This is a genomic window from Aeromicrobium sp. NPDC092404 (genome assembly GCF_040684095.1).
Lineage (GTDB): Bacteria > Actinomycetota > Actinomycetes > Propionibacteriales > Nocardioidaceae > Aeromicrobium.
This window is the reverse complement of record NZ_JBFBFI010000002.1, coordinates 1009990-1032821: the sequence shown is the minus strand read 5'-3', so window position 1 is coordinate 1032821 and position 22832 is coordinate 1009990. Positions and strand designations below refer to the sequence as shown.

General features: G+C 70.4%; 26 protein-coding genes. 7 read left to right on the top strand and 19 right to left on the bottom strand.

The features are described from left to right. Window positions 1-38: 38 nt before the first annotated feature. Together AB0N22_RS15670 and AB0N22_RS15665 are read right to left on the bottom strand one after the other, a co-directional pair. Entirely contained in the window at window positions 39-1526 is a 1488-nt protein-coding gene (locus AB0N22_RS15670; protein ID WP_364642159.1) for a sugar transferase, read from the bottom strand. Beyond that, window positions 1523-1783 carry a hypothetical protein gene (locus AB0N22_RS15665; protein WP_364642156.1) on the bottom strand — a complete coding sequence of 87 codons (261 nt, stop codon included), beginning with the start codon at window positions 1781-1783 and terminating at the stop codon, window positions 1523-1525. The genes AB0N22_RS15670 and AB0N22_RS15665 overlap by 4 nt, the downstream gene beginning before the upstream one ends. 173 nt (window positions 1784-1956) lie before the next feature. Between AB0N22_RS15665 and AB0N22_RS15660 the strand changes: the two genes are divergently transcribed. After that, on the top strand, window positions 1957-3318 hold the full coding sequence (locus AB0N22_RS15660) for a polysaccharide biosynthesis tyrosine autokinase (RefSeq protein ID WP_364642154.1): 1362 nt from the start codon (window positions 1957-1959) through the stop codon (window positions 3316-3318). On the opposite strand, the gene AB0N22_RS15655 is transcribed toward AB0N22_RS15660, so the two are convergent. From AB0N22_RS15655 to AB0N22_RS15645, 3 genes are read right to left on the bottom strand one after another with little or no spacing between them, the layout of a single operon-like run. Next, on the bottom strand, window positions 3315-3857 hold the full coding sequence (locus AB0N22_RS15655) for a hypothetical protein (RefSeq protein WP_364642151.1): 543 nt from the start codon (window positions 3855-3857) through the stop codon (window positions 3315-3317). The two genes, AB0N22_RS15660 and AB0N22_RS15655, sit on opposite strands and share 4 nt — an antisense overlap. Continuing rightward, the gene (locus AB0N22_RS15650) at window positions 3857-4789 is read right to left on the bottom strand and encodes a glycine cleavage T C-terminal barrel domain-containing protein (protein ID WP_364642149.1); all 933 of its coding nucleotides are present in this window, start codon (window positions 4787-4789) and stop codon (window positions 3857-3859) included. The genes AB0N22_RS15655 and AB0N22_RS15650 overlap by 1 nt, the downstream gene beginning before the upstream one ends. Continuing rightward, window positions 4782-5276, bottom strand: coding sequence for an FABP family protein (locus tag AB0N22_RS15645; protein ID WP_364642146.1), 495 nt, complete (start codon window positions 5274-5276; stop codon window positions 4782-4784). Before AB0N22_RS15645 ends, AB0N22_RS15650 begins: the two co-directional genes overlap by 8 nt. A gap of 36 nt (window positions 5277-5312) precedes the next feature. Here AB0N22_RS15645 and dtd point away from each other — a divergent pair, with 36 nt between their 5' ends. Further along, on the top strand, window positions 5313-5735 hold the full coding sequence (gene dtd / locus AB0N22_RS15640) for a D-aminoacyl-tRNA deacylase (protein WP_364642143.1): 423 nt from the start codon (window positions 5313-5315) through the stop codon (window positions 5733-5735). Window positions 5736-5804: 69 nt separating this feature from the next. Continuing rightward, window positions 5805-6932, top strand: a complete 1128-nt coding sequence (locus AB0N22_RS15635) for an LCP family protein (RefSeq protein ID WP_364642140.1) — start codon at window positions 5805-5807, stop codon at window positions 6930-6932. Between the two features lie 12 nt (window positions 6933-6944). Here AB0N22_RS15635 and AB0N22_RS15630 read toward each other — a convergent pair whose 3' ends face one another. The 12 genes from AB0N22_RS15630 to AB0N22_RS15575 all read right to left on the bottom strand — a co-directional run bounded on the left by AB0N22_RS15630 (window position 6945) and on the right by AB0N22_RS15575 (window position 17540). Next, window positions 6945-8735, bottom strand: coding sequence for a DUF4012 domain-containing protein (locus AB0N22_RS15630; protein ID WP_364642137.1), 1791 nt, complete (start codon window positions 8733-8735; stop codon window positions 6945-6947). Between the two features lie 75 nt (window positions 8736-8810). After that, entirely contained in the window at window positions 8811-9389 is a 579-nt protein-coding gene (locus tag AB0N22_RS15625; RefSeq protein WP_364642134.1) for an LPXTG cell wall anchor domain-containing protein, read from the bottom strand. Window positions 9390-9637: 248 nt separating this feature from the next. Next, entirely contained in the window at window positions 9638-9934 is a 297-nt protein-coding gene (locus AB0N22_RS15620) for a DUF1416 domain-containing protein (RefSeq protein WP_364642131.1), read from the bottom strand. Next, window positions 9934-10782 carry a sulfurtransferase gene (locus AB0N22_RS15615; RefSeq protein WP_364642129.1) on the bottom strand — a complete coding sequence of 283 codons (849 nt, stop codon included), beginning with the start codon at window positions 10780-10782 and terminating at the stop codon, window positions 9934-9936. The genes AB0N22_RS15620 and AB0N22_RS15615 overlap by 1 nt, the downstream gene beginning before the upstream one ends. 78 nt (window positions 10783-10860) lie before the next feature. Beyond that, on the bottom strand, window positions 10861-11298 hold the full coding sequence (locus AB0N22_RS15610; RefSeq protein ID WP_364642126.1) for a DUF4395 domain-containing protein: 438 nt from the start codon (window positions 11296-11298) through the stop codon (window positions 10861-10863). 249 nt (window positions 11299-11547) lie between these two features. Further along, on the bottom strand, window positions 11548-11976 hold the full coding sequence (locus AB0N22_RS15605) for a thioredoxin family protein (protein ID WP_364642123.1): 429 nt from the start codon (window positions 11974-11976) through the stop codon (window positions 11548-11550). A gap of 42 nt (window positions 11977-12018) precedes the next feature. Beyond that, window positions 12019-12459 carry a lasso peptide biosynthesis B2 protein gene (locus AB0N22_RS15600; protein WP_364642120.1) on the bottom strand — a complete coding sequence of 147 codons (441 nt, stop codon included), beginning with the start codon at window positions 12457-12459 and terminating at the stop codon, window positions 12019-12021. Continuing rightward, window positions 12456-14261: an ABC transporter ATP-binding protein gene (locus AB0N22_RS15595; protein WP_364642117.1), complete on the bottom strand. Its 1806-nt coding sequence runs from the start codon at window positions 14259-14261 to the stop codon at window positions 12456-12458. The genes AB0N22_RS15600 and AB0N22_RS15595 overlap by 4 nt, the downstream gene beginning before the upstream one ends. Then, complete coding sequence (locus AB0N22_RS15590; RefSeq protein WP_364642114.1) at window positions 14258-15181, bottom strand: hypothetical protein; 924 nt, start codon at window positions 15179-15181, stop codon at window positions 14258-14260. Before AB0N22_RS15590 ends, AB0N22_RS15595 begins: the two co-directional genes overlap by 4 nt. A 23-nt stretch (window positions 15182-15204) precedes the next feature. Further along, the gene (locus AB0N22_RS15585; RefSeq protein ID WP_364642111.1) at window positions 15205-15330 is read right to left on the bottom strand and encodes a hypothetical protein; all 126 of its coding nucleotides are present in this window, start codon (window positions 15328-15330) and stop codon (window positions 15205-15207) included. 59 nt (window positions 15331-15389) lie between these two features. Then, window positions 15390-17234, bottom strand: coding sequence for an asparagine synthase-related protein (locus AB0N22_RS15580; protein ID WP_364642108.1), 1845 nt, complete (start codon window positions 17232-17234; stop codon window positions 15390-15392). A gap of 18 nt (window positions 17235-17252) precedes the next feature. Next, window positions 17253-17540, bottom strand: a complete 288-nt coding sequence (locus AB0N22_RS15575; RefSeq protein ID WP_364642106.1) for a PqqD family protein — start codon at window positions 17538-17540, stop codon at window positions 17253-17255. A 116-nt stretch (window positions 17541-17656) separates the two neighbouring features. On the opposite strand from AB0N22_RS15575, the gene AB0N22_RS15570 reads away from it, so the two are divergent. Continuing rightward, entirely contained in the window at window positions 17657-18616 is a 960-nt protein-coding gene (locus tag AB0N22_RS15570; protein WP_364642103.1) for a nucleotidyltransferase family protein, read from the top strand. Here the strand turns inward: AB0N22_RS15570 and AB0N22_RS15565 are convergent. After that, window positions 18613-19419 carry a hypothetical protein gene (locus tag AB0N22_RS15565; protein ID WP_364642101.1) on the bottom strand — a complete coding sequence of 269 codons (807 nt, stop codon included), beginning with the start codon at window positions 19417-19419 and terminating at the stop codon, window positions 18613-18615. The two genes, AB0N22_RS15570 and AB0N22_RS15565, sit on opposite strands and share 4 nt — an antisense overlap. A 36-nt stretch (window positions 19420-19455) precedes the next feature. Beyond that, entirely contained in the window at window positions 19456-19701 is a 246-nt protein-coding gene (locus AB0N22_RS15560) for a MoaD/ThiS family protein (protein ID WP_364642098.1), read from the bottom strand. Window positions 19702-19855: 154 nt separating this feature from the next. On the opposite strand from AB0N22_RS15560, the gene AB0N22_RS15555 reads away from it, so the two are divergent. Genes AB0N22_RS15555 through mshD form a run of 3 tightly spaced genes read left to right on the top strand, consistent with a single transcriptional unit; the run spans window position 19856 to window position 22830 of the window. Then, window positions 19856-20563, top strand: a complete 708-nt coding sequence (locus AB0N22_RS15555) for a response regulator transcription factor (RefSeq protein WP_364642095.1) — start codon at window positions 19856-19858, stop codon at window positions 20561-20563. A gap of 36 nt (window positions 20564-20599) precedes the next feature. Further along, a complete protein-coding gene (locus tag AB0N22_RS15550) occupies window positions 20600-22024 on the top strand; it encodes a carboxyl transferase domain-containing protein (protein WP_364642092.1) in 1425 nt (474 codons plus the stop codon). Beyond that, the gene (gene mshD, locus AB0N22_RS15545; protein WP_364642089.1) at window positions 22021-22830 is read left to right on the top strand and encodes a mycothiol synthase; all 810 of its coding nucleotides are present in this window, start codon (window positions 22021-22023) and stop codon (window positions 22828-22830) included. The genes AB0N22_RS15550 and mshD overlap by 4 nt, the downstream gene beginning before the upstream one ends. The last annotated feature ends 2 nt before the right edge of the window (window positions 22831-22832 follow it).

Here is a 22832-nt window from a genome sequence, read left to right as displayed (position 1 = left end):
AGCGCCTTCGGTGAAACCCAGCAGGCGTGTGATGCGACTCAGTAGGCGCCGGCCGACGACACCACGGCCCGGAACGTCTTCCAGAGGATCAGCATGTCGCCGACGAGCGACCAGTTCTCGACGTAGTAGAGGTCGAGCCGCATCGTCTCCTCCCAGTCGAGGTCGGAGCGTCCGGAGATCTGCCACGGGCCGGTCATGCCCGGGCGTACGAGCAGGCGTCGGCGGGCCTCGGCCGCATAGCCGGACACCTCGGACACCAGCGGCGGTCGTGGTCCCACGAGGCTCATGTCGCCCTTGACGACGTTGAGCAGCTGGGGCAGCTCGTCGAGCGAGTAGCGCCGCAGGAAGCGTCCCACCTTGGTGACCCGGGGGTCGTTGCGCATCTTGAACATCACGACGTTGCTGGTGTCGGGCTGCAGGTCTGCGAGCATCGTGTCGGCACCCTCGACCATGCTGCGGAACTTGATCATGCCGAACGTCTTGCCGTCACGTCCGACCCGCTCCTGCACGAAGAAGACCCGGCCGGAGCTGGTTAGCTTGATCGCGATCGCGAGCGCCACGAGGATCGGCGAGAAGAGCAGGAGCAGGGTCAGGCCACCCACGCGGTCCAGCAGGTCCTTGGCCCAGCGCTGGGCGCCTCGGTAGGACGGCTGCTCGACGTGCAGCAGCGGCAGCCCGGCCACCGGGCGGATGTGGACCCGCGGGCCGGCGATGTTGGCCAGCGACGGCGCCACGATGATCTCGATGTCGTAGCCCTCGAGGTCCCACCCCAGGCGGCGCACCATCTCGGGGTGCATCGCGTCGGACGACGTGATGATGACCGCGTTGGTGCCGGCGTTGATGACCTTGGTCGTGAGGTCGTCGACCCCGCCGAGCACCGGGACGCCGGCGACGTGCGCCGGCGGATCGGCGCTGGTGATGCAGGCGCCCGACAGCCGGTAGCCGAAGGCGGCGCTGCGGTTGATGACGACCGCGAGGTGGGCGACGGCGTCGATGCTGCCCACCACGATCGCGTCGTGGGTCATGTGCCCGTGCTGGCGGCGGACCAGCAGCCACTGCCGCCAGGACCAGCGACTCAGCGACAAGAGCAGCAGGCCGAACGGCAGGAGCACCACGACGTAGGTCCCGGGGATCTGGAACCGCAGGATGTAGCCGATGAACGCGATGATCGCGAAGACCACGAGCGTCGAGTTGAAGACCCGTTTGTACTCCTCAGGGCCCGCCCCGTAGACGCGGAGGTCGCGGGTGCCGGCCACCGTGAGCACGACGTACCAGAGCACCAGCATCAGGATCGAGAACGTGATGGGGAACCAGGTGTACGGATCGATGTCGGGCTGCTGCAGGTTCTCGGCCCACACGACGTGTGCGGTGATGAACGTCCAGGTCAGGAACACGAGGTCGGAGACCACCAGAATGCGGCCGTACTGCCGCTCCCAGTCGGCGCGGCCGCGGTCGCCCGATGACTCCACTTCCGCTCCCGTCGCGCCGAGTGCCTGTTCGGCGACGGGATCGACCCCGAGACTCACGCCCGGGTCGGACGCCGAACCATGCGTCGGCCGAGTGCGACCGTCAACATGAGTACTCCGATCAAGGAGGCCGTCAGGACGGCGCTCCCCGTTCCGAGCACGAGTTCACGGTAGCCGCCATCCGCGTTGGTCACACGGTCGAGGGGGGCGCTCGCCCCGGATTGCAGGAAGAAGAAGAGCGCCGGCGCTAGTGCGACGAACGCGGTGAACGCGAACGCCAGCAACACGCGGCGCGCACTGATCGGCGTGTAGTCCATGGTTACTCGGTTCCGGCAGTCGGGGCGCCAGGGGCGGCGCCTGTCACAGTAGAAACGATCAGGGGCGGCACGGGTTACGTTCGAGACAGGTTTCCGTCATCGATGAGCCACGAGGTGGCGACCGGGTGTCGTAATCTGCCCGTGACCCTTCCGGATCCCCCAAGGAGTGCTCGGTGAGCCAACGCCCCGTCGTCAAGCCCCTCGTCAGACGATGGCCGACCCTGATCCTGATGACGCTGCTCGGGATCGGGCTCGCGGTGCTCTACCTCAATCTCGCCACCCCCCGCTACTCGGCGCACGCCGACGTGCTGGTCTCGCCGCCCGCGGCCAAGAGCACCGACGCGGTCTCCGAACGCACCCTCGAGTCGTACGCGCACGTGCTGGGCGGACGCAGTGTCGCCACCCGCGTCATCGAGGACCTCGGGCTGCCGGGCAGCACCAGGTCGGTCGACCAGCAGCTGTCGGCACGCGTCCTCGACGGCACGTCCGTGCTGCGGGTCTCGGCGGACAGCTCGAACCGCGAGCAGGCCGCGGAGCTGAGCCAGTCGGCCGCCGAGGCGTTCGTGGCCTGGCTGGGCGCCCAGGACACCGACCTCTCCTCGGCGGTCGTCACGGAGGCCGTGGCGCCGACTGACCCGTCGAGCCCCGCCCGGACGCCGTGGCTCGTCGCCGGTGGCCTCCTCGGCCTCCTGGCCGGCCTGCTGGTCGCGGCCGCCCGCAATGCCGCCGATCGGAGCATCCACAGCCCTGCGGAGCTCGAGGAGGCATCCGGCGCTCCGGTGCTCGGCGCGATCGCGTACGACCGGGCCGCGGTGCAGACCCCGCTCATCACCTCGCTCGGCACCCACCACCCGAGGTTCGAGGCCGTGCGCATCCTGCGCACCAACCTGCAGTTCCTCGACATCGACCGCGACAACAAGGTCATCACGATCACCAGCTCGCTGGCCGGCGAGGGCAAGTCGACGACCGCGTGCAACCTCGCGATCGCTTTGGCGCAGGCAGGATCGCAGGTCGCGCTCGTCGAGGGCGACCTGCGGCGGCCCAGAGTCAGCGAGTACCTCGGCATCGAGAAGTCCGTCGGGCTGACCACGGTCCTGGTGGGTCGCGTCTCGCTCGACGCGGCGCTCCAGCAGGCCGCCACCCCCGGCCTCGACGTCCTGGCAAGTGGATCGCTGCCGCCCAACCCGTCGGAGATCCTCCAGACCAACGCCATGCGTTCCCTCGTGTCCGAGCTCCGGCACCGCTACGACATCGTCCTGATCGACGCGCCGCCGCTGCTCCCGGTCACCGACGCGTCCCTTCTCGCGTCCATCTCTGACGGCGCGATCCTAGTCGTGCGGCACGGCGAGACGGGCCTCGAGGAGGTGCGGACCGCGACCGCACGGCTGAGCTCGGTGGGCGCCCGGTTGCTCGGCACGGTGCTCAGCATGTCGCCGGTCAAGGAGCTGTCCCGCTATGGATACGGGTACGGCTATGGCTACGGGCCGGAGTACTTCGAGAAGGCGACGACGGGGCGCAAGCGCCGACGCGGCTAGCCCACCGCGACGAGGGCGTTGAGGCGCTCGCTGATGGTCCCGACGGCGGTGGCGATCTGGTCCGCGGCACGTCGGTGCACCTCGGGGCTGCGGCGATAGGGATCGCCGATGTCGATCTCGGCAGGTGCCTTGCTCCGCTGACGGGACGCGTCGGCGACCAGCGAACGAGGGTCCTCACCGTCCACGATGCCGCACAGCGCAGCGAACTCCAGGAGCGTGAACGTTCTTCGCAGGGCGGCCGGCGTGATCTCCAGGACGGCGGACCGGTGCGACCGGGTGGCGGTGAGGATCAGGTCGGCCGAGTCGACGAGATAGGTGTCGACGGCGTGGGACCGGAAGTGCGTGTTGGAGTGACCGAGGCGCATGAGCTCCATCGCCGCCATGCCGTCCATCGGCTGGCGGTCCCAGCCCTGGGTGCCGGCGCTGGCGACCTCGAACGTGTCGTTGTCGAGCTGGGCGCGCAACAGCGCCTCCATGATCGGCGACCGGCAGATGTTGGCCGTGCACACGGCGAGGATCGCGAAGCGCTGGTCCGACATCAGCGCAGGACCGGCCGCACGTGGAGCCCAGCCTCGGGATCGACGAGCAGCTCCTGATTGGCCGCCACGCCGTCGGCGAGCAGCGTCGCGCCGGCGTCGACGGTGCGCTTGACCACGGCCAGCGCGATCGGTCCGAGCTCGTGGTGCCGGGCCGCCGAGCCGACGAACCCCACGCGCACGCCGTCGAGCGTGACGTCCGAGCCGTGCGCCGGCAGGTGGTCGACCGAGCCGTCGAGCAGCAGGCGCACGAGCCTGCGGGGCGGCCTGCCGAGGGTGTGCACCCGGGCAACCGTCTCCTGCCCGCGGTAGCAGCCCTTGTCGAGGTGCACGGCGACGCCGAGCAGCCCGACCTCGTTGGGGATCGTCTTGTCGTCGGTGTCGAGACCGACCCGCACGAGCCCGGCCTCGATGCGCTCGGCCTCCCAGGCCCAGAGGCCGACGGGGTCACCGAGCTCGGCGGGCAGGTCCGCCAACGAGCCGCGCGGGCGGATCTCCCAGCGCTGGCCGGGCAGGCCGATGACGGCCCAGTCGTCGGTGACGAGGGCGATCTCGACCCGCAGCATGAACCGCATGCGGTCGAGGAACTGCACCAGCGCCGCACCGGCACCCGGCTCGGTGTGGGCCCAGAAGGTCTCCCCGTCGTCGATCCCCGAGAAGCCGTGCTCGATGCGGCCCTGTGGCGACAGCAGCAGCACCTCGGTCGGCACACCTGGCGCGAGGTTCTCGAGGAACTGCGTCGTCAGCGAGTGCAGCCAGGTCAGTCGGTCGGGGCCCGAGATCGTGACGACGTCGCGGTGCGAGAGGTCGACGAACGTCCGCCCCTCGGCCAGCCTTCGCTGCTCCGCGGCGATCGCTCCGTAGTGGGCGGCGACGCCCTGGTCGGGCGCGTCGCCGGACACGGCGCCCTGGAGGGCCAGCAGCGGGCTAGACACGGGCGAGCCTTCCCCACAGGTGCGACTGCATCTCCTGGCCCTCGGCCGCCATGTCGTACGCATACATGAGGTCGCCCTCGACGAGCCCGTACATCCGCTGGCCGGCGGTGTACTCCTTGGCGGTCGAGGTGCGCGCGACGAGATCGGTCGCCAGGGTGATCCGCGGGCCGTCGACCTCGCCGTACCAGACCTCGGCGTAGCCGGTCGGGTGCGCGAGCACCAGCTCAAGCTGCCCGTCACCGGTCGGCCGCACGAAGCCGGTCTCGAGTGCTCCTGGGCGCACGCGCTCGCCCTTCTCGTCGGTGATCCAGGTGCGGCTGAAGTAGTGCAGGAACGGCCGGGTGTCGTGGGCGAAGACGACATCCTGCTCGAACGTGAACGCGTCGATCGTCGGGTAGTCGCCGCGCCCGTCACCGTGCCAGGTGCCCAGCAGCCACACGACCGGCATGAGGTCGGGGTGGAGGTCGGACGGGATCTCGAACGGCATGATTCCAGTCTACGGGCGACCTCTACGCTGACCTGCATGAGAGCAGTCGTGCAACGGGTCACGCAGGCACGGGTGGACGTGGCGGGCGCGACCGTCGGCGAGATCGGCACCGGCCTGATGGTGCTGCTGGGCGTGACGCACGACGACACACCGGACGTCGCCGACCGGCTCGCGGCCAAGATCTGGACCCTGCGGATTATGCGCGAGGAGAAGTCGGCCGAGGACCTCTGCGCCGGCATCCTCGTCGTCAGCCAGTTCACGTTGTACGGTGACGCCCGCAAGGGCCGTCGGCCCACCTGGACGGCGGCCGCTCCGGGAGCTGTGGCCGAGCCGTTGTACGACCACTTCTGCAGCACCCTGCGCACCCTCGGCGCGACGGTCGCTCAAGGCGTGTTCGGCGCCGACATGGAGATCTCGCTCACGAACGACGGACCCACGACGCTCGTCCTCGAGCTCTGAGCCTGCGCGGACTTGGAGCCCTTGGCGCGACCCGGCAGAATGGACGGGATTCCCTGAGGACGGAGCACGATGGCAGGCAGGTTCGGCAACTATCGCGAGGCCGGCAAACGGCGCGCGGACGGTGACAAGTTCCGCCGGCGCCACCGCAAGGCGTTCCTGACCCTCGTGACCCTCGCGGTCGTGTTCAGCGTCGGCGTCGGCATCACGGGTGCGTACGCCTACATGCTCAACAACAAGCTGGGCAACATCGACAAGGTCGACACCGACAAGAAGCTCAAGGAGGAGGACCGTCCCGACCCCGACAAGGGCAAGGCGCTCAACATCCTCCTGATCGGCTCCGACAAGGGCAAGAGGCTCGATGGCGAGGTGCAGGACACCTCGATCGCCGAGGACGCCAAGGCCGCGAAGTGGCCGTCGGGCAAGTACCGCTCGGACACGCTGATGATCGTGCACATCACGGCCAACCGTAAGTACGCCTTCTTGATGTCGATCCCGCGCGACACTCTCACCACGATCTACAACGAGGAGGGCGAGCCCCAGGGCCAAGACAAGATCAACGCCGCGTTCTCCTCGTACGGTCCCAGCGGCACGATCTCGACCGTCGAGCACCTCACCGACCTGCGCATGAAGCACATGGCGATCATCGACTGGGAGGGCTTCAAGGACCTGTCGACCGCAGTCGGCGGCGTGCCGGTCACGATCCCCCGGGCGTTCTACGACCCCAAGCAGAAGATCCAGTGGGAAGCCGGCAAGCAGAACATCGAGGGCAAGAAGGCCCTGGCCTACGTCCGCACCCGCTACGGCCTGCTGCGAGGCGACTTCGACCGCATCGCGCGCCAGCAGAACTTCCTGCGCGCCCTGATGGGCAAGATCCTGGCCAAGGGCACGATGCGCAACCCGGTCAAGCTCATCAACACCGTCAGCGCCCTGACCAAGAACCTCACGGTCGACCAGGCCTGGACCGCCGGCGACATGCGCGGGCTCGCGCTGTCGCTGCGTGGCGTGCAGACGGAGGACGTCATCTTCCTGACCGCCCCCGTAGCCGGCACCGAGACCGTCCCGGTCTACGGCAGCATCGTCCGCCTCGACGAGGCGAAGTCGCAGGAGATGTACACCGCGTTCCGCAAGGACAACCTGCGGGCGTACCTCAAGAAGTACCCCGACGACGTGCTCAAGCCGGCGGATGAGGTCGGCTGACCCGGCGTACGCTCAGGAGCAGGCGGACTTGATCGACACGTCGTTCTGCATGCTGCGCACACCGGGCGTCGTGGAGAACACCGGGTCACCGCCCTGGCCCTTGCCCGAGATCATCGATGTGCTGATGGTGTAGCTCTGCTGCGGCTTGACCGTCAGGAGCACCTTGGTGACGTTACGACCGCGGTGCGTGTCGGCGTAGACGGTCTGCTGCTTGCCGTTGACGCGCACGTCGGTGAACCCGCCGGCGTAGGGCGAGTAGAAGCGCAGGATCAGGCGCATCGTGCCGCGCGGCGTGAAGCTCCCGTTGCCGGTGACGGCCTTGGGGAGCTCGGCAGCGTTGGCCGGCGCGTTGGAGGTGAGCTCCGTGGTGGTGTTGATCTCCTGGACGTCGTCGCGCAGGCACCGGCCCACCGACACCGTGGTGTTGTAGTCGAGGTAGTACTCCATCTTGGTCGACGCCGCGTCGCCGAGGTATAGCCCCACGTGCGGCACTCGGCCGTCGTTGCCGCTCAGCTCGCCGGACACCCCTGAGGGGCGGATCAGCGCCTGCTCGGACTTGTGTGACGACCACACCATCAGGCGGTTCTCGCTCGCAGACTTGACCAGCCCGTCGATCACCACGCGGGAGTCGCCGCGGCCCTCCTTGACGACGTCGAAGATGGCCCGGGCCGCGACCTCGAAGACCGAGTCCTGCTGATCGCGATCCTTGAGCAGCACGTATGTCTTGTTGAGCAGCAGGTCCACAGCGTTGTTCTGATCGACCGCCGGACCGTTGGGGATGCGGATCGGGCCCGTGCCGACCAGGACGTAGCTCAGCGCGACCGGGTCGACCGAGATGACGCCGTCGACCTTAGTGCCAAGGCCCTGCTCGACCATCGCCTGCGCGAGCTGACCCGTGCGCGGGAAGTCGGGGGTGAAGTTGGCGTCGAGCAGGTTGGTGCCCAGGTCGTTCGAGAACACCGCCTGCTCGTTCTTGGTTAGCGGCAGCACAGGCTTGTCAACGGGCCTCAGGTCCTGGATCGAGCCCTGGAAGCCCATCGACAGCTTGCCGTCCTTGGCCTTGAGGATCGCGAACGATCCCGAGATGCCTCCGGTCGACCGGATCTCCGCGTTGTTCTGCACCAGGAGCAGGTAGCGGCGGGTCTCCTTCTGGCCGAGCATGTCCGGCAGCAGCTTCGCCGCGAGGTTACCCGAGTCGGCCGCGGCCTTGGCGCTGTCGAGCTTGAACTTGATCGTGCTGACGGGGCCGCGCAGGGGCACCAGGAGCGAGTCGGGATCGACGTCCTCGAGCTCCTCCTGCGCGGACGCGAGAGCCGCGGAGACCGAGTCGACCGCCGGGGCGATCTCGTTGATGGCGGCGAGATCCACCTTGCCATCGTGCGGGCTGTAGGTGTTGAGGTTGATCTGCTTGGAGAGCGCCACGACCGGTGGCAGCGCGTCGGTCGAGACCTCGTCCATCACGCGAGAGACCGTCTGCACCGCCTCGACGTTGCGACCGAAGAAGGGCACGTGCGAGCCGATGTCCCACAGCGGACCGTCGGTCGTGCTGCGGGCGCGGAAGGTCGAGTCCTGCAGGCTCGCGAGCGTCGCCTTGGCAGCGGTGTCGTCCCCCGCGACGATCTGATTCTGCAGCAGCTCGGCCTGGCTCGCCGCCAGGCGGAGCGAGGAGTTGGCCTTGAAGGCCTGGTAGGCGAACAGCAGGAGCATCAGCACCGCGACGGCGAGCAACGCCATCAGGACGCGGTCGCGGGTGATCTGGCGGTACCACGGCTTGTGGCCGCGCCTGCGTTGTGTCGTGCTCACCGCAAACACCGCCAGTCACACGTCATGCACGCCCCGAGGTCTGGGACGTGCATGACGTGACGGGGTTCTTGAGTCTCAGCGAGCCGAGTGACGGCGACGGGCGACGTAGGTGACGCTGCCACCGACGACGACGAGCGCACCACCGAGGACGAGGAGCCAGATGTTAGAGCCGCCGGTGTCGGGCAGCGCGCCGTCGTCCTCGGCGTCATCAGGCGCGACACCCTCGGGGAGCAGCGTCACATTCGCCGACACGGGGCAGACGGTCGTGGCCGCCGGCAGGACCGCGCTGCGCTCAGCGGAGTAGAACGCGGGAGTCACGGTGGACGCCGACGCGGACGACGCGGATGCATCGGAGATCTCGTGCTCACAAGCAGCGGTGATCTTAGTCGTCGTCTTCTTGCTCACCACGGGCGTCGAGTACGAGCCCGAGATCGAGGTGCCAGAGCCGGTCTTGGTCTTGCCCCGATAGGTCACGGTCCAGTCGCAGTCAACCTCGCCGGCATCAGCGGTGAACGAGAAGCTCTTGCCACCGACCAGCGTCGAGTCGTTGAGAGTGAGCGAGATTCCGCAGTCGGGGTAAGCCTGCGCGCCCGAGGACAACAGGGTCACCGCGCACGCGATGGCTGCTGCGGCTACAAGCCGAAGTTTGAACATGAAGCACTCCCATGGGTGTTCGATGAGACGAACGTGATGATGACAAGTGATGCGTGTTGCTGGTGGTGACACAGATGCGTATGACTCAACGACTGCTCAACGCAGTTCGTTACGCGGAACTCTATCGCACCTCGCGCCTACTGCGTACTCAATTCGAGACGACGTCTCATCCGAACGAGCGTGACGAGACGATCGGAGGGGTGCGACCGGCAGCGTCGGGCGCACCCCATCCGGTCATCCGCGGTCGGTCAGACCGCGACGGCGACCTCGGCCACGACGCCCTTGGCGGCCGTCACCGAGCTGTCGACCGAGATCGACTTCGGGGCGAGGGTGCGAAGCGTCCACTCGCCGGGTCCGGCGAAGAACCGGAACTGCCCCGTCGCCGAGGTGGGCACCTCGGCGGTGAACTCGCCCGTGCGGTCGAGCAGTCGGACGTACGCGTTGCCGACCGGCTGGCCGTCACGCGTGACGATGCCTTGGATCACGGCCTGGTTCTCGACGTCGACGCCGTCGAGCGAGGGGCCGCCCTTGATCGCGCCGCACATCAGGCGGCACCCGGCTCGTCGCCGAGGGCGACCGGCACGCTGCGCAGCGAGCCGTACTCGCTCCACGATCCGTCGTAGTTCTTGACGTTGGGGTAGCCGAGGATCTCCTTGAGGACGAACCACGTGTGCGAGCTGCGCTCACCGATGCGGCAGTACGCGATCGTGTCCCGGCCCTCGTCGAGCCCTGCGTCGGCGTAGAGCTCCTTGAGCTCGTCGTCGCTGCGGAACGTGCCGTCGTCGTTCGCGGCCTTGCTCCACGGCACGTTGCCGGCGGTCGGGATGTGGCCACCGATCTGCGCGGCCTCCTGGGGCAGGTGTGCGGGGGCCAGGAGCCGGCCCGCGTACTCGTCGGGGCTGCGCACGTCGATGAGGTTCTTGGTGCCGATGGCCTCGATGACCTCGTCGCGGAACGCACGGATCGAGCCGTCGGCGTCCTTGGCGGTGTAGGTGGTCGCCTCGCGGCTCGGCACCTCGGCGGTCAGCTCGCGGGAGTCGAGCTCCCACTTCTTGCGACCGCCGTCGAGCAGACGGAGGTTCTCGTGCCCGTAGTAGGAGAGGTACCAGTAGGCGTAGGCCGCGAACCAGTTGTTGTTGCCGCCGTAGAACACGACGGTGTCGTCGTTGCCGATGCCCTTGGCCGACAGGAGCGCCTCGAGCTTCTCCTTGCTGACGAAGTCGTGGCGGACGCCGTCCTGGAGGTCCTTCTTCCAGTCGAGCTTGACGGCACCGGGGATGTGGCCCTTGTCGTACGCCTCGGCGTCCTCGTCGACCTCGACGAGCACGACCGACGGGTCGTCGAGGTGTTCCTCGACCCAGTCTGCGGTGACGAGCGCGGATTCGCGGCTCATGCTGTACCTCCGTTGTGTGCCCGGGATGGGCGTTGGTTGATGAGACAGTGCTTGTTCGGTGTGGGGCGGATGAAGTTGTCAGGCGCGTGCCGGCGTGAGCCGGCGCACCGCCAGGTAGAGCTCGCACCCGAGGCACAGGCCGACGGACGCGTTGAGCAGGGCTGCCACGAGTGCGAGCACCGTGGCGACGTAACCGACCGTCGCAGCTCCTGCGAGGAACGCGACGAGGGCGACGGCGGTGAACCCGAGGCCGACGACCTGGGCGAACCGCGGCGGGCGGGCGTCCTCGAGCTCGGCAGGAGCGCCGATCCGGGGGCGCACGACCGTGGCGAAGAACAGCGCGTAGGGCGAGAGCCGCAGGCTGACCAAGGCCGAGACGGCGAAGACCGCGACCTGGATCGCCAGCAGCACGATGCTGACCGGTTCAGGGGTCACCAGCACCAGCGCGAGCACGACGGCGGTGATGCCGGCCGAGACGCGCAGACCGCGGGGGTCCACCTGCGTGGGTTGGGACATGGTGCTCCTGCGCTGGGGCACGGCCCGGGATGAGCGGGCGTGCGGGAACTGACGGACGAGAGGTGTCAGCGCATACGACACAGCGAGGAGCGGGTGCGGCAGTTGTCGACTGCGCGCCGCCTCGTCAGGTGTGTCGTCTCAAGCATGTGCTCCAGAGTAGGGACACCCGTCGAGTTATTCACTCCGTGGTCTCGACATGTGGACGCTTGTCCCACATGTTGGCGGCGGCACTGCAATCGCAGGCCAATATTACGACGCTTCGACCGCGCGACCGAGTGCCGCGAGCACCTGCTCGCGCCGCGGAAGGCCGGAGGCGCGGGTTGTGACGGCTCCACCGGCGTCGAGGACGAGCACCGTGGGCGTGCGCATGATGCCGAACCGGCGTACGAGGTCGAGGTTGTCCTCGGCGTCGATGTCGACCGCGACGACGCCGTCGACCTTGCTCGCGATGTCGGCGAGCAGCACCCGCGTGGCGCGACACGGGCTGCAGAACGCGCTCGAGAACTGCACGAGGGTGGCGCGCTCGCCGAGCTGGGTCCCGATGTCGCTGACGCCGAGGACGTCCGGCTGGGCCTGCGTCGAGGACGTCGACCCGAAACGCCCGTTGCGCACGCGATATGCCCATGCCACCGAGACCGTCAGCACGAGGGCGGCGAGCAGCGCCAGAATTCCTGCCATGCCCCAAGCGTACGTTCGGGGGCCCGGAGGACCGGGGGTGCCTCAGTGGCCGGTCGGAGGCAGCGGCAGGACCTGGTAGCGCTCGCGTACGTCGGCCGTGTCGTTCAACGGCTGTCCTCCGTACTCGACCCAGGCGTGCGCCGGCAGGGTGCCCCCGATCGGTTCCGACACTCCCATGAAGAGCTCCACGTGATGGCCCCGGCGCCGGGTCATCCAGAGGATCGTCACGGCCCGCGGCAGGCACGTTCCCCGAGGCCGCCGGCCGGCCACCACGGTCACGGCCGAGGTCACGACCAGCACGGGAACCGGCGGCGGGGCGCCGGCGTGCGGCGCTGGCCGGCCGGGCGACGAGCCGGCGGCCCATCGAACCGTGCCTGCATACCCGCGGAGCCGCAGGGCGAGCGCCACCCACGGCATCACGACTGCCGCCTCGAGGAGCGCGAGCCACCACGACGGCCGGCTCCGCATGCGGCGACGCGTCACGGCTTCCCGCTGCCGAAGGTCGCAGCCTGCATCGTGTAGAGATCCGCATAGGTGCCGCCCCGTGCCATGAGCTGGTCGTGCGTGCCCCGCTCGACGATCTCGCCCTCGGCGAGCACCACGATGTTGTCGGCGTCGACCACGTTGGCGAAGCGGTGCGAGATGACGAGCACGGCACGGTCGGCGAAGACCTCGCGCGTGCTGTCGATCATCTCCCTCTCGGCGACCGGGTCGAGCGCCGCGGTCGGCTCGTCCAGGACGATGACCGGCGCATCGCGGAAGAGCGCCCGCGCCATCGCGACCCGTTGCCACTGACCGACCGACAGGTCGGTCCCGCCCTCGAACGACGGGCTGAGCCAGGTGTCGAAGCCGCGTGCCAGGCGGGAGAGGAAGTGGTCGGCCCGGGCTGCGCGGGCGCTCGCGACGACGCCGGCGCGGTCGTCGTTCCGGGAGACGTCACCGAGGGCGACGTTGTCGTGCGCGGACAGCTGGTAGCGCAGGAAGTCCTGGAAGATGACGCCCACCCGCGGCCGGCCGTGCGAGCTCGTCACCGCCTCACCCCACGTGATGGTGCCCGCGTCGGGCTCGTACAGCCGGCACACGAGCTTGGCGATCGTCGTCTTGCCCGAGCCGTTCGCACCCACGAGTGCCGTCACGCGACCCGCCTCCAGGGTCAGGCTGACCCCCCGCAGGGCCGGCACGGCGGAGCCCGGGTAGGAGAACGAAACGTCGTGCAGCGCGACGGCCGCTCCCTCGTCGGAGCCCGGGCCGGCGTCCGCAGTCTCCGTCGCCCGGACCCGCGCGGCACGGGCGACGAACGCCGCATGGTCGTTGAGAAATAGCGAGGACTCCTGGACGGCGCTGATCGAGCCGCCGATCCCCCGCACGCGCGTCGTCAGCTGCTGGACGGCGACCGCGCCGATCGCAGCGTCGGCCAGGGAAATCTGCCCGTCGACGCCGAGCCAGACGAGCAGCGCCAACGTCGCGATCGTGATGATCGTCGTCCCGATGCCCGCGATGAACAGTCGGCGGGACCGCAGCCGGGAGACGACGCGCAGCCCCTCGATCTCGTCGTCGTACCGCTGCTCGAAGCGGGCGCGGAGGTGCTCGCCGGACTCGAAGGCCCGGATCTCCTTGGCCTGGTCGCGACCCGTGAGCAGGTCCTGGAGGTACTCGCGCTCCCGGTTCACCGGCGTGATCGCCGTGACGGCGGCGAACATGGCGCTACTGTTGCGCCCCGCCGCGAGCAGGACCGGGAGCCCGACGAGCAGCGCGGCCGGGACGAGCCACGGCTCCACTGTCGCGAGTACCACGGCGACCACCGCGCCACCCGTGACGGCCCCCGCCATCTGCGAGACGGCTTGGGTCAGCTCCCACGGGCGCTGTGCCGCCTGGCGCAACGTGCGTTTCAGGTGGTCCTGGAAGTCCGGGGACTCCAGCTCGGCCAGCGGCACGGTCGACGCCGCCTTCACGACCGCGGCCACGGACTGCCGCTCCACGAGGTGGGCCATGAGCCACCGGACCTCGGACTGGACCGCGGCCGCGAGCGTGGTGAGCACCGTGCCGACCGCGATGCCCACCAGCCCAGGCACGAGCGGGCCGATCTCCCGGCCCCGGTCGCCGGCCGTCAGGTCGTGGATGAGGTCACGGCCCGCGACGAGCAGCAGGACGAACCCGATTCCCGAGACGACCGTGCAGACGAGCAGGACGACGTACTCCCGCGGTGCCGTGCGCCGGATCAGCCGGGCCGCGTCGAGCGTGTTGCCGAGCACCGACCGGTGCGAGGTCTCTTCGGTGCCGCTCACGTCAGCGCCGCCTCGAGGTGCGCCGCGAGGTCCGGGAACACGTCCCACCGGCGGGGGAAGTCGACGCGCAGGCACGGCACGTCGAGCGCCAGGGCGCTGGCGAGCAGGAACGTCTGCGCCGCGAGCGACTCCTCGGCGGCCGCGAGGTAGAACGAGTGCCGGGCCAGGCACGCCGTGGCGTCCGACAACGACATGCGGTGCGTCTGCAGCGCGGAGTCGGCACCGAGCTCGACCACGAGGGACAACGGCACCGGCCGGTCGGCGGCCGCCTGGAGGTTCGGGGTCACGCGATGCTTCGCCGCCCCGTCCGCCATCGGGCGCGACGGCAGGTCCGGCACGAGCGCCGCCCGGCTCTCGGCCAGCAGGCGTACGCCCGGATAGCTCGGGACGACGTCGTGACCTGCGGCGGTCCGCACCAGCCGGCAGGCGTCGTCGGCAACGAAGCCCCACCCGATCTGGCTGAGGGCCGTGGTGGTCGTGGACTTGCCGCGGCCGCTCTCGCCCACGAACGCCACGACGCGGCCGCTCGGAGCCTGGACCGCACCGGCGTGGAGCACGAGGTCCCCCCGCATCGCGAGCCATTGCGGGACGACGTGGTCGATCACGAGGTGCGCCACGTGATCGAGGTCGTCGGTCCCGGAGGCGTCCACCACGATGACGGAGGTCTCAGTCGACAGCTGGGCCGTCAGCTCGGCGAACCGCAGGACCACCCGGGCATCGCCCCAGCCCTTCTCGAGCCAGATGTCGTCACCGCCTGCGTCGAGGTCGGCGAACCGCACGCCGTCACAGTCGACCGAGCCTCGGCGAATCTCGAGATCGACCTGGGTGCCCCGTCGCGACGGGAGCGGCAGAGGGATCGCGGAAGCGATGCACAGCCCGTACGCGTCGTACGTCGAGGGGGCGCCGACGCGCGGGCGCATGGCGGGTCAGAAAAGTTCGGGTGTCAGCGCCTGGCGCGGCCTGAGGCCCCGTCCAGACCGAGGCCGGAGCGTCCCTGCACGACCTTGGTGATCGCGCCGTAGCAGCGGAGCTCGGGGCGGACATAGGGCAGGTTCTTCTTGGAATCCATGGGAGTCTTCGATTCGTCGAGGGAGCGTTGACCTGCATAACGAATCTCGCGCGCGCAGGTTACCCGTACATCCGTCCCACTTCGTCCAGCGTGAGACCAGCGCTCAGGGCGAGCCAGAGGTGGAAGACGTGCGGATCATCGGACTCGGGCTCCACCGCCCGCTCCCCCAGGTCGTACGTGCGCAGGAAGGCCGCTTGGTCGACGCGGCCGTCCAGAGCCTGGAGCGCCGCGACTGCCGCGGCCCGGTCGAGGGCCGTGGAGACCTTGCGCACGAACGGAGCGGACAGTTCGGCCTTGTCGAACCGGCCGACCACCGAGTCCGGCAGTCGGCCGGCAAAGGCCAGCCGGTGCAGGCCACGGTGGTCGCCGTCCGCGCGGACGTGCTCCTCTGGGAGGCGCAGGACCAGGTCCACCACGCGGCGGTCCAGGAACGGGTAGCGGACCTCGACATGACGCTCGGCCGCCAACCGGTCGGTCTGCTCGTACGCGGCCTGGTTGTGGGGAGCCGACAGGTAGTAGGCGAGCTGCTGCTCCTTGGCCCGGGAACCGGCAGCCGGTCGGTCGGCCGCCGTCGGCAGCGGCGCCTTCAGCCAGGCGAGCCCCCGGCGTCGAGACCGGGCGCGGCGCGCACCGTCCAGGCGGGCGAGCATCCCGGCGGGACGGTGACGCGTACGGACGTCGACGCGGTGGCGGACCGCCGCCCGCACGACCCTCGACAGGGTGCTGGGCATGGACAGGCCCTCCCGCCGCCACCATCGACCGCCGGCGAGGAGTCGCCCGGCGCCGACGAGGTCGGCCGCCACGAGATCCGATCCGTACAACGCCTCGTCGCCACCCACCCCGCTCAGCACCACGGAGCAACCCAGCGCACGCGCCGCGTCGTGCCGTGCGGCGGTGTCGGCGGCGTCGATCGAGTAGAGCGGCTGCCGCTGGGCGGCGATGTCGGCGCGGGGGTCGTACGCCGGGATGTCCTCGACGTCGACGACCTCGACGTCGAGACCCACGCGCCCGGCGACGGCTGCTGCATGGTCGAGCTCGTCGGCCTCGGCGTCCGGGAACGTCGTCGTCACCAGCGACACCGCGGAGCCGAGTCCCGCCGCGGTCGCCGCGATCGTCGACGAGTCCAGCCCGCCGCTGAGCTCGACCGCCACGCCACCCCGGGCCCGCAGGCGGCAGCGCACCGCCTCGTCGAAAGCCTCCCGCAGGCGTACGACCGACTCGTCCAGCGAGATCGGGAGCGGCTCGGTAGACGGGTTCCACCATCGCTCCACGACGATCCCGGACGGCCCGAGGCGCAGAAGGTGCCCGGCCGGCAGCCGGTGTACGCCGGCCCAGATCGTGCGGTCGACCGGTGGCTCATCGGCGAGGAAGCCCGTCAGGTAGTCCTCGTCGACCGTGGTCCCGCCCACCGCGGCCAGCACCGCCGGCAACGTCGACGCGGCCACGAGGCCGGTTCCGGAAGCGGCCCAGTACAGCGGTCGTACGCCGACCGCGTCCCGAGCCAGCAGCAGCTCCTCGCGCTCCGCGTCCCAGATCGCCATGGCGAAGTCACCGACCAGGCGCACGACGAAATCTGCACCCCAGTGCTCGTACGCGGCCGCGACCAGGTCGGCATCGGTGTCGAGGGGGTGCTCGACCCGACCGGTGAGCAGCTCGGCGAGCTCCGCACGGTTGTCGATCCGACCGTCGACCGTCAGCCAGACGTGGCGCAGGAGGTGCCGCAGAGGCTGCTCCTCCCGCTCGGCCTCCGGAGTCGTCCACGACGCAGCGTGGAGCAGCGTGCAGGGACCGGCCACCTGCATCGCCTCGCGGTCGCGGCCGCGAGGGGCGATGGCCAGGGCCATCCGCTGCGCGACGTCAGGGCTGACCGGCTCGTCCGCCAGGTGGACCGCGAAGCCACTCACCCGCGGCGAGCCTCCGGCTCAGTCATGGACGACGACCAGGCCGCGCTCGACCAGCTCGCTCGCCAGGCCGAGCAGGTCCGACGCCAGCACGGCGCGCTCGACGTCGTACTCCTCCACCAGGACATCAGCCACCGTGTCGATCGTGCTCGGCTCGGACAACAGCTCGAACAACCGAGCCCCGACCCCGTCGAGCCCGAAGAACTCCTCGCTGGCCTGGTCGAGAAGGACCGTCTCGGTGCCGGCGCTCCGCACGAGCACGGTGCCGGAGGCCTGGAGCACGGTACTGCCGGACAGCGATGAAGGCATGGGAGAGGTTCCTCTAGGGCGGGCGGGGCTGGAGATCGGGTCTCGGACGCCGGCGAATGTAGCATGTTTCCGGTGGAGATCTGCGCCGAATGAACCGCCCCGTGCCGCCTCGTGTGATGGCTGCGGTCCAAGCGATCGGTCTCGACATGGCGACCGCTGAAGTGGTCGATGCGCTGGCCGATCGGGACATCGACGCCGTGCTGTTGAAGGGACCCTCCACCGTCCGCCGGCTCTACGCCGACGACCCTGACCAGCGCCTCTACGTCGACGTCGACCTCCTCGTCGCGCCCGAGAGCTTCGACGCTGCCGAGGACGTGCTGGCGGCGTGCGGATTCAGCCCGGGTCTGGGTCGGCTGCGCGCCGTGGAGCGGGAGTGGATGCCGGTCACGCCGTGGGAGCGGACCTCACCGACACCCGCCCAGGTCGACCTGCATCGTGGGTTCCACGGCGTCCGTGACTTCGCGGCGTTCTGGTCCGTGATGGCTGGTCACACCGAGGAGATCCTCGTGCACGACCGGTCGGTGGCGGTCCCGGACGCCTCCGGCTGCGCACTGGTCGTGACCCTGCACGACACGGCCGTCGCGCGTACGTCCAAGGCTGCCGAGGACCTGGCAAGGGCCCTCACGCAGCTCGACGACAAGACGTGGGCCCAGGCCGCCCGCCGCGCCGACGCCTGCGGTGCCGCCGAGTCGTTCGCGCTGGGACTGTCCCACCATCCCGAGGGCCGACGGCTCGCCGAGCGCCTCGGCCTGGCGGCTCCGCTGTCGCCCAGCGTCGTGGCCCGCAACCTGGCAGAGCCCGGTGACGACCCGGCGCCCGCCGCGGCCGCGGCCCTCCTGCTCGAACGCTTCGAGGACGCCTCGCGGTGGCGCGAACGCGGCCGGGTCGTGCTCAACATCGTCTTCCCGTCGGCCGATCACCTCCGTGCCCACCGGCCCCTGGCCCGTCGCGGGCCCCTCGGGCTCGCCGCCGTCCGGCTGACGTGGCCGGTCGCGCTCCTCACGCGGGCGCCGAAGGTGCTGCTGCTCGTGCGCCGTGCCCAGCGCAGGTCGGACGACCCTGCGGCGACGGACTAGAGCCCGGGCGCACCGACGAGCTGGCCACCGACGTAGACGAGCGGCGCCGCCAGTGCGACGGACATCGCGCCGGGGAACCCCCAGCCGGCAGCAGCGTGCGTGCGGCCCTGGGCCCAGGCCCGGCCGAGCACCTGCCCGAGCACGCCGAACAGCGCCGCGGCCGACCCGATGGCCACGCCGAAGACCGAGGTGAGCGGCGAGTCGACCCCCATCGTGACCGCGACGCCACCTCCGGCACCGGCCAGGACCGCGAGGCACGCACAGGTCCACCGGTCCAGCGGAACGAGCCAGACCAGGAGCCCGGCACCGAGGCCGCCCGCACCGACCGCGACGGCGTCGGCCCCGCCCAAGGACTGCGCTGCGCCGATCCAGCCGGCCGACAGCGCCGCGAACGCGCCCAACGCAACGGCGTACGCCGTGGAGGACACCAGGTCGGGGCGACCATCGGTGCGCAGCATCTGCGCGACCAGCGCGACGAACACCGACACCGCGACCGCCGGCAGGATCGCGGCCAGCATCCCGTTGTCGGTCGCGCCGACGACGTCCGGTGACGTGCCCTCGGCGCCGTCCAGCAGGCCGGGCGCCAGCGTGATGCCGGTGGCCACGACGCCACCGCCCAGCGCCGCCACGAGGTGGGGTGAGCGGATCGAGCGCCCCGAGGGATCGATCGCGCTGGGTGCGAGCGCGATGAGCACCTGGACGAGGAGGACCGCTGCGGCGACGAAGACCGTGTCGGTGTACGCCGCGAGCGTGATGACCCCCGCGAGCGCGAGGGACAGGAGCGTCGAACCGAGGCGTGGCACCCCCGCATGATGCCAGTACGCCGTGACGCGTGGTGGCTAGCCGCCGGCGAACGGCGGGAGGAGCTCGACCGTGTCCCCCGGGTGCAGCGTGATCGTCGCGGGGTCCCGGGCACCCACGGGGGTGTCGCCGACCAGGATCGAGCAGGACGCGATCACGTCGTCGAAGCGGTCGCGGTCGCGGTGCCGGCGACTGATCTCCTCGAGCAGCTCGGCGAGGCTGCCGGCCGGGACGCGCTCCTCGGCCTGGCCTGCGGCGGCGCGTGCCGACGCCCAGTAGTGCACTGTGACGTCGTTCTCATTCCCGTCACCTCGTGGCCCTTGATCCGTCACATGACGTATTGTTGACCATGCAACGAGGCCACGGTGTCCCACCATGGCCTTTTCGCACATCTGGACCAGATCGACCCGGCTACCTCACGCGGCACGAAGGATCCTCATGTCCCACCTGCTCCTCCTGACCAAGAGCACGCAGTCGTCGGTGGAGGTGCTGCCCGCGCTCGCGCTGCTGCCGCACCACGTCAAGATCCTCCCGGCCGAGGCCAGCGCCCTGCTCGACGCTCCGCCGTGCGACGCCGTGCTCGTCGACGGCCGGCACGACCTCGCCCAGGTGCGGTCCCTGACCCGCGTCATCCGCACGACCGGCATCGAGTGCCCCCTGATCCTGATCCTCACCGAGGGCGGCCTCGCCGTCGCCGCGTCCGACTGGGGCATGGACGACGTCATCCTCACCACGGCGGGACCGGCCGAGCTCGAGGCCCGGCTGCGTCTCGGCATCGGCCGCATCGCGGCGAGCCGCGACGGTGACAACGACAGCCACGTCATCTCCTCCAGCGGTCTCGTCGTCGACGACGCGACCTACACCGCGAAGCTCGAGAACCGCACCCTCGACCTGACGTTCAAGGAGTTCGAGCTCCTCAAGTTCCTCGCCCAGCACCCGGGCCGCGTCTTCACCCGCCAGCAGCTGCTGCAGGAGGTGTGGGGCTACGACTACTTCGGTGGCACCCGTACGGTCGACGTCCACGTGCGCAGGCTGCGGGCCAAGCTCGGCAGCGACAACGAGACGTTGATCGGCACGGTCCGCAACGTCGGCTACCGCTTCGTGGCCACCAAGACCGAGCCGGCTCGCGACACCGCTGACGCCTAGGCCACGGCGCTGCGTCACTCCTGAGACGATGGGCGCATGGCCCACCTGACCGCGCAAGAGCTGCTGGACCTCGTCCTCGACGCGGGATCGTTCGAGTCGTGGGACGAGCCGGTGGACCATGCGGGGCTCGACCCCGCGTACCAGAAGGAGCTCGCCGCCGCAGCCGAGCGGGCCGGCACCGACGAGTCCGTGCTGACCGGCCGCGGCCTGATGCACGGGCGGCCCGTCGCGGTGCTGGTCAACGAGTTCAGGTTCCTCGCCGGCTCGATCGGCGCCGCGGCTGCGAAGCGGATTGTCTCGGCGGTCCGCCGCGCCACGGCCGAGGGCATCCCGCTGCTGGCGACCACGGCCTCCGGCGGCACGCGCATGCAGGAGGGCACGCCCGCCTTCGTCCACATGGTCGACATCTCGCGGGCGATCATGGACCACCGGGCGGCCGGGCTGCCCTACCTCGTCTACCTGCGGCACCCCACGACCGGTGGGGTCTTCGCGTCGTGGGGGTCGCTGGCGCACGTGACGGTCGCGGAGCCCGGGGCACTCATCGGGTTCCTCGGGCCCAAGGTCTACGAGCTCCTGGAGGGCCGGCCGTTCCCGCCCAACGTGCAGACGGCCGAGAACCTCGCCGATCGCGGGATCATCGACGCTGTCGTGCTGCCGGACGAGCTCCCGCTCCTGGTCGACCGTGCCCTCAGCCTGTTGATCGACCCGCCGGGGCCGCAGACCCGTGACCTCCGCACCTCGGAGGTCACCCGCTCGCGGTCGGCGTGGGAGTCCATCCAGATCACCCGCGGCCGGCACCGCGCCGGCGTACGCGAGGTGCTGCGCTACGGCAGCGACGCGACGCTGAGGCTGCAGGGCACCGAGAAGGGTGAGCGCGACAGCGCCATGATCGTCGCGATGGCTCGCATCGACGGCCAGCCCTGCATCGTGATCGGCCAGGACCGCACGACCCAGACCCGCTTCAAGCCCATGGGCCCCGCGGCGCTGCGGGAGGCGAGACGCGGGATGCGCCTGGCGAACGAGCTGCGGCTGCCCCTGGTGTCGTTCATCGACACCCCCGGCGCCGAGCTGTCGCCGGAGGCCGAGCAGGGTGCCATCGCCGGCGAGATCGCCCGTTGCATCGCGTGGATGTCCACGATGCGCGTGCCGACCGTCTCGGTGCTCCTGGGGCAGGGCTGCGGTGGCGGCGCGCTGGCCCTGCTGCCGGCGGACGTCGTGATCGCAGCCGAGAACGCGTGGTTGTCGCCGCTCCCGCCCGAGGGCGCCAGCGCGATCGTGCACGGCGACCTCGACCATGCCGCCCAGATGGCCGAGGCGCAGCGCGTCAGCGCGATCGACCTCCACGAGAACGGCACGGTCCACCGCATCGTCGCCGAGCCTGAGGGCGACACGCCGGAGCTGCTGGCCCGCGCGATCGCCGCCGAGGTGGGGTCGCAGCTCGTGGCCCTGAGGGCCCGATGAGCATCCTGACGCTGGCCGAGCGCGCTGCGGCCGTCGACGGGGTCGAGCCGTTCAACGAGGCGAGCCTGTTCGCCTTGAGGGACGGTGCGTCCGCCCGGGTCCTGGTGCAGCAGACCGAGCGCGACGGCACGATCTCGGCCGCGGCCTACGCCGTCGGCGACGCGCCGGTCGAGATCGTCGTCGACCCCGACCACCGCCGGGCCGGCAAGGGGCGGCGCATCCTCGACGAGCTGCTGGCCGACGGCGAGGACCGCTTCTGGGCGCACGGCGACCTGCCCGGCGCACGGGCCCTCGCTGCGTCGGCGGGGCTCTCGGTCGAGCGCGAGCTGCTGGTGCTGCGGCTGACGTTCGACGGTGCGCCGACGCCCGAGCGGGTGCCTGACGGCGTCACGATCCGGTCCTACACCCCGGCGGACGCCGACGACGTCATCGCGGTGAACGCGCGGTCGTTCGCGCACCACCCGGAGCAGGGCGCGATGGACGCCGCCGACTTCGCGCGGCGCACGTCATCGGACTGGTTCGACCCGGCAGGGCTCTTCGTCGCCGAGCGCGACGGGCGGATCGTGGGATTCCACTGGACCAAGGTCGAGGACGAGGTCGGCGAGGTCTACGTCGTCGGGATCGACCCGGACGCGCAGGGTGGCGGCCTCGGCACCGCGCTGACAGCACGTGGGCTCCGCCACCTCCACGAGCAGGGGCTCGGCGTCGTCGACCTCTACGTCGAGGGTGACAACGCCCCGGCCCTCGCGGTCTACCGCAAGCTCGGCTTCGAGGACTGGAAGAAGGACGTCCTCTACGGCCGCTGACC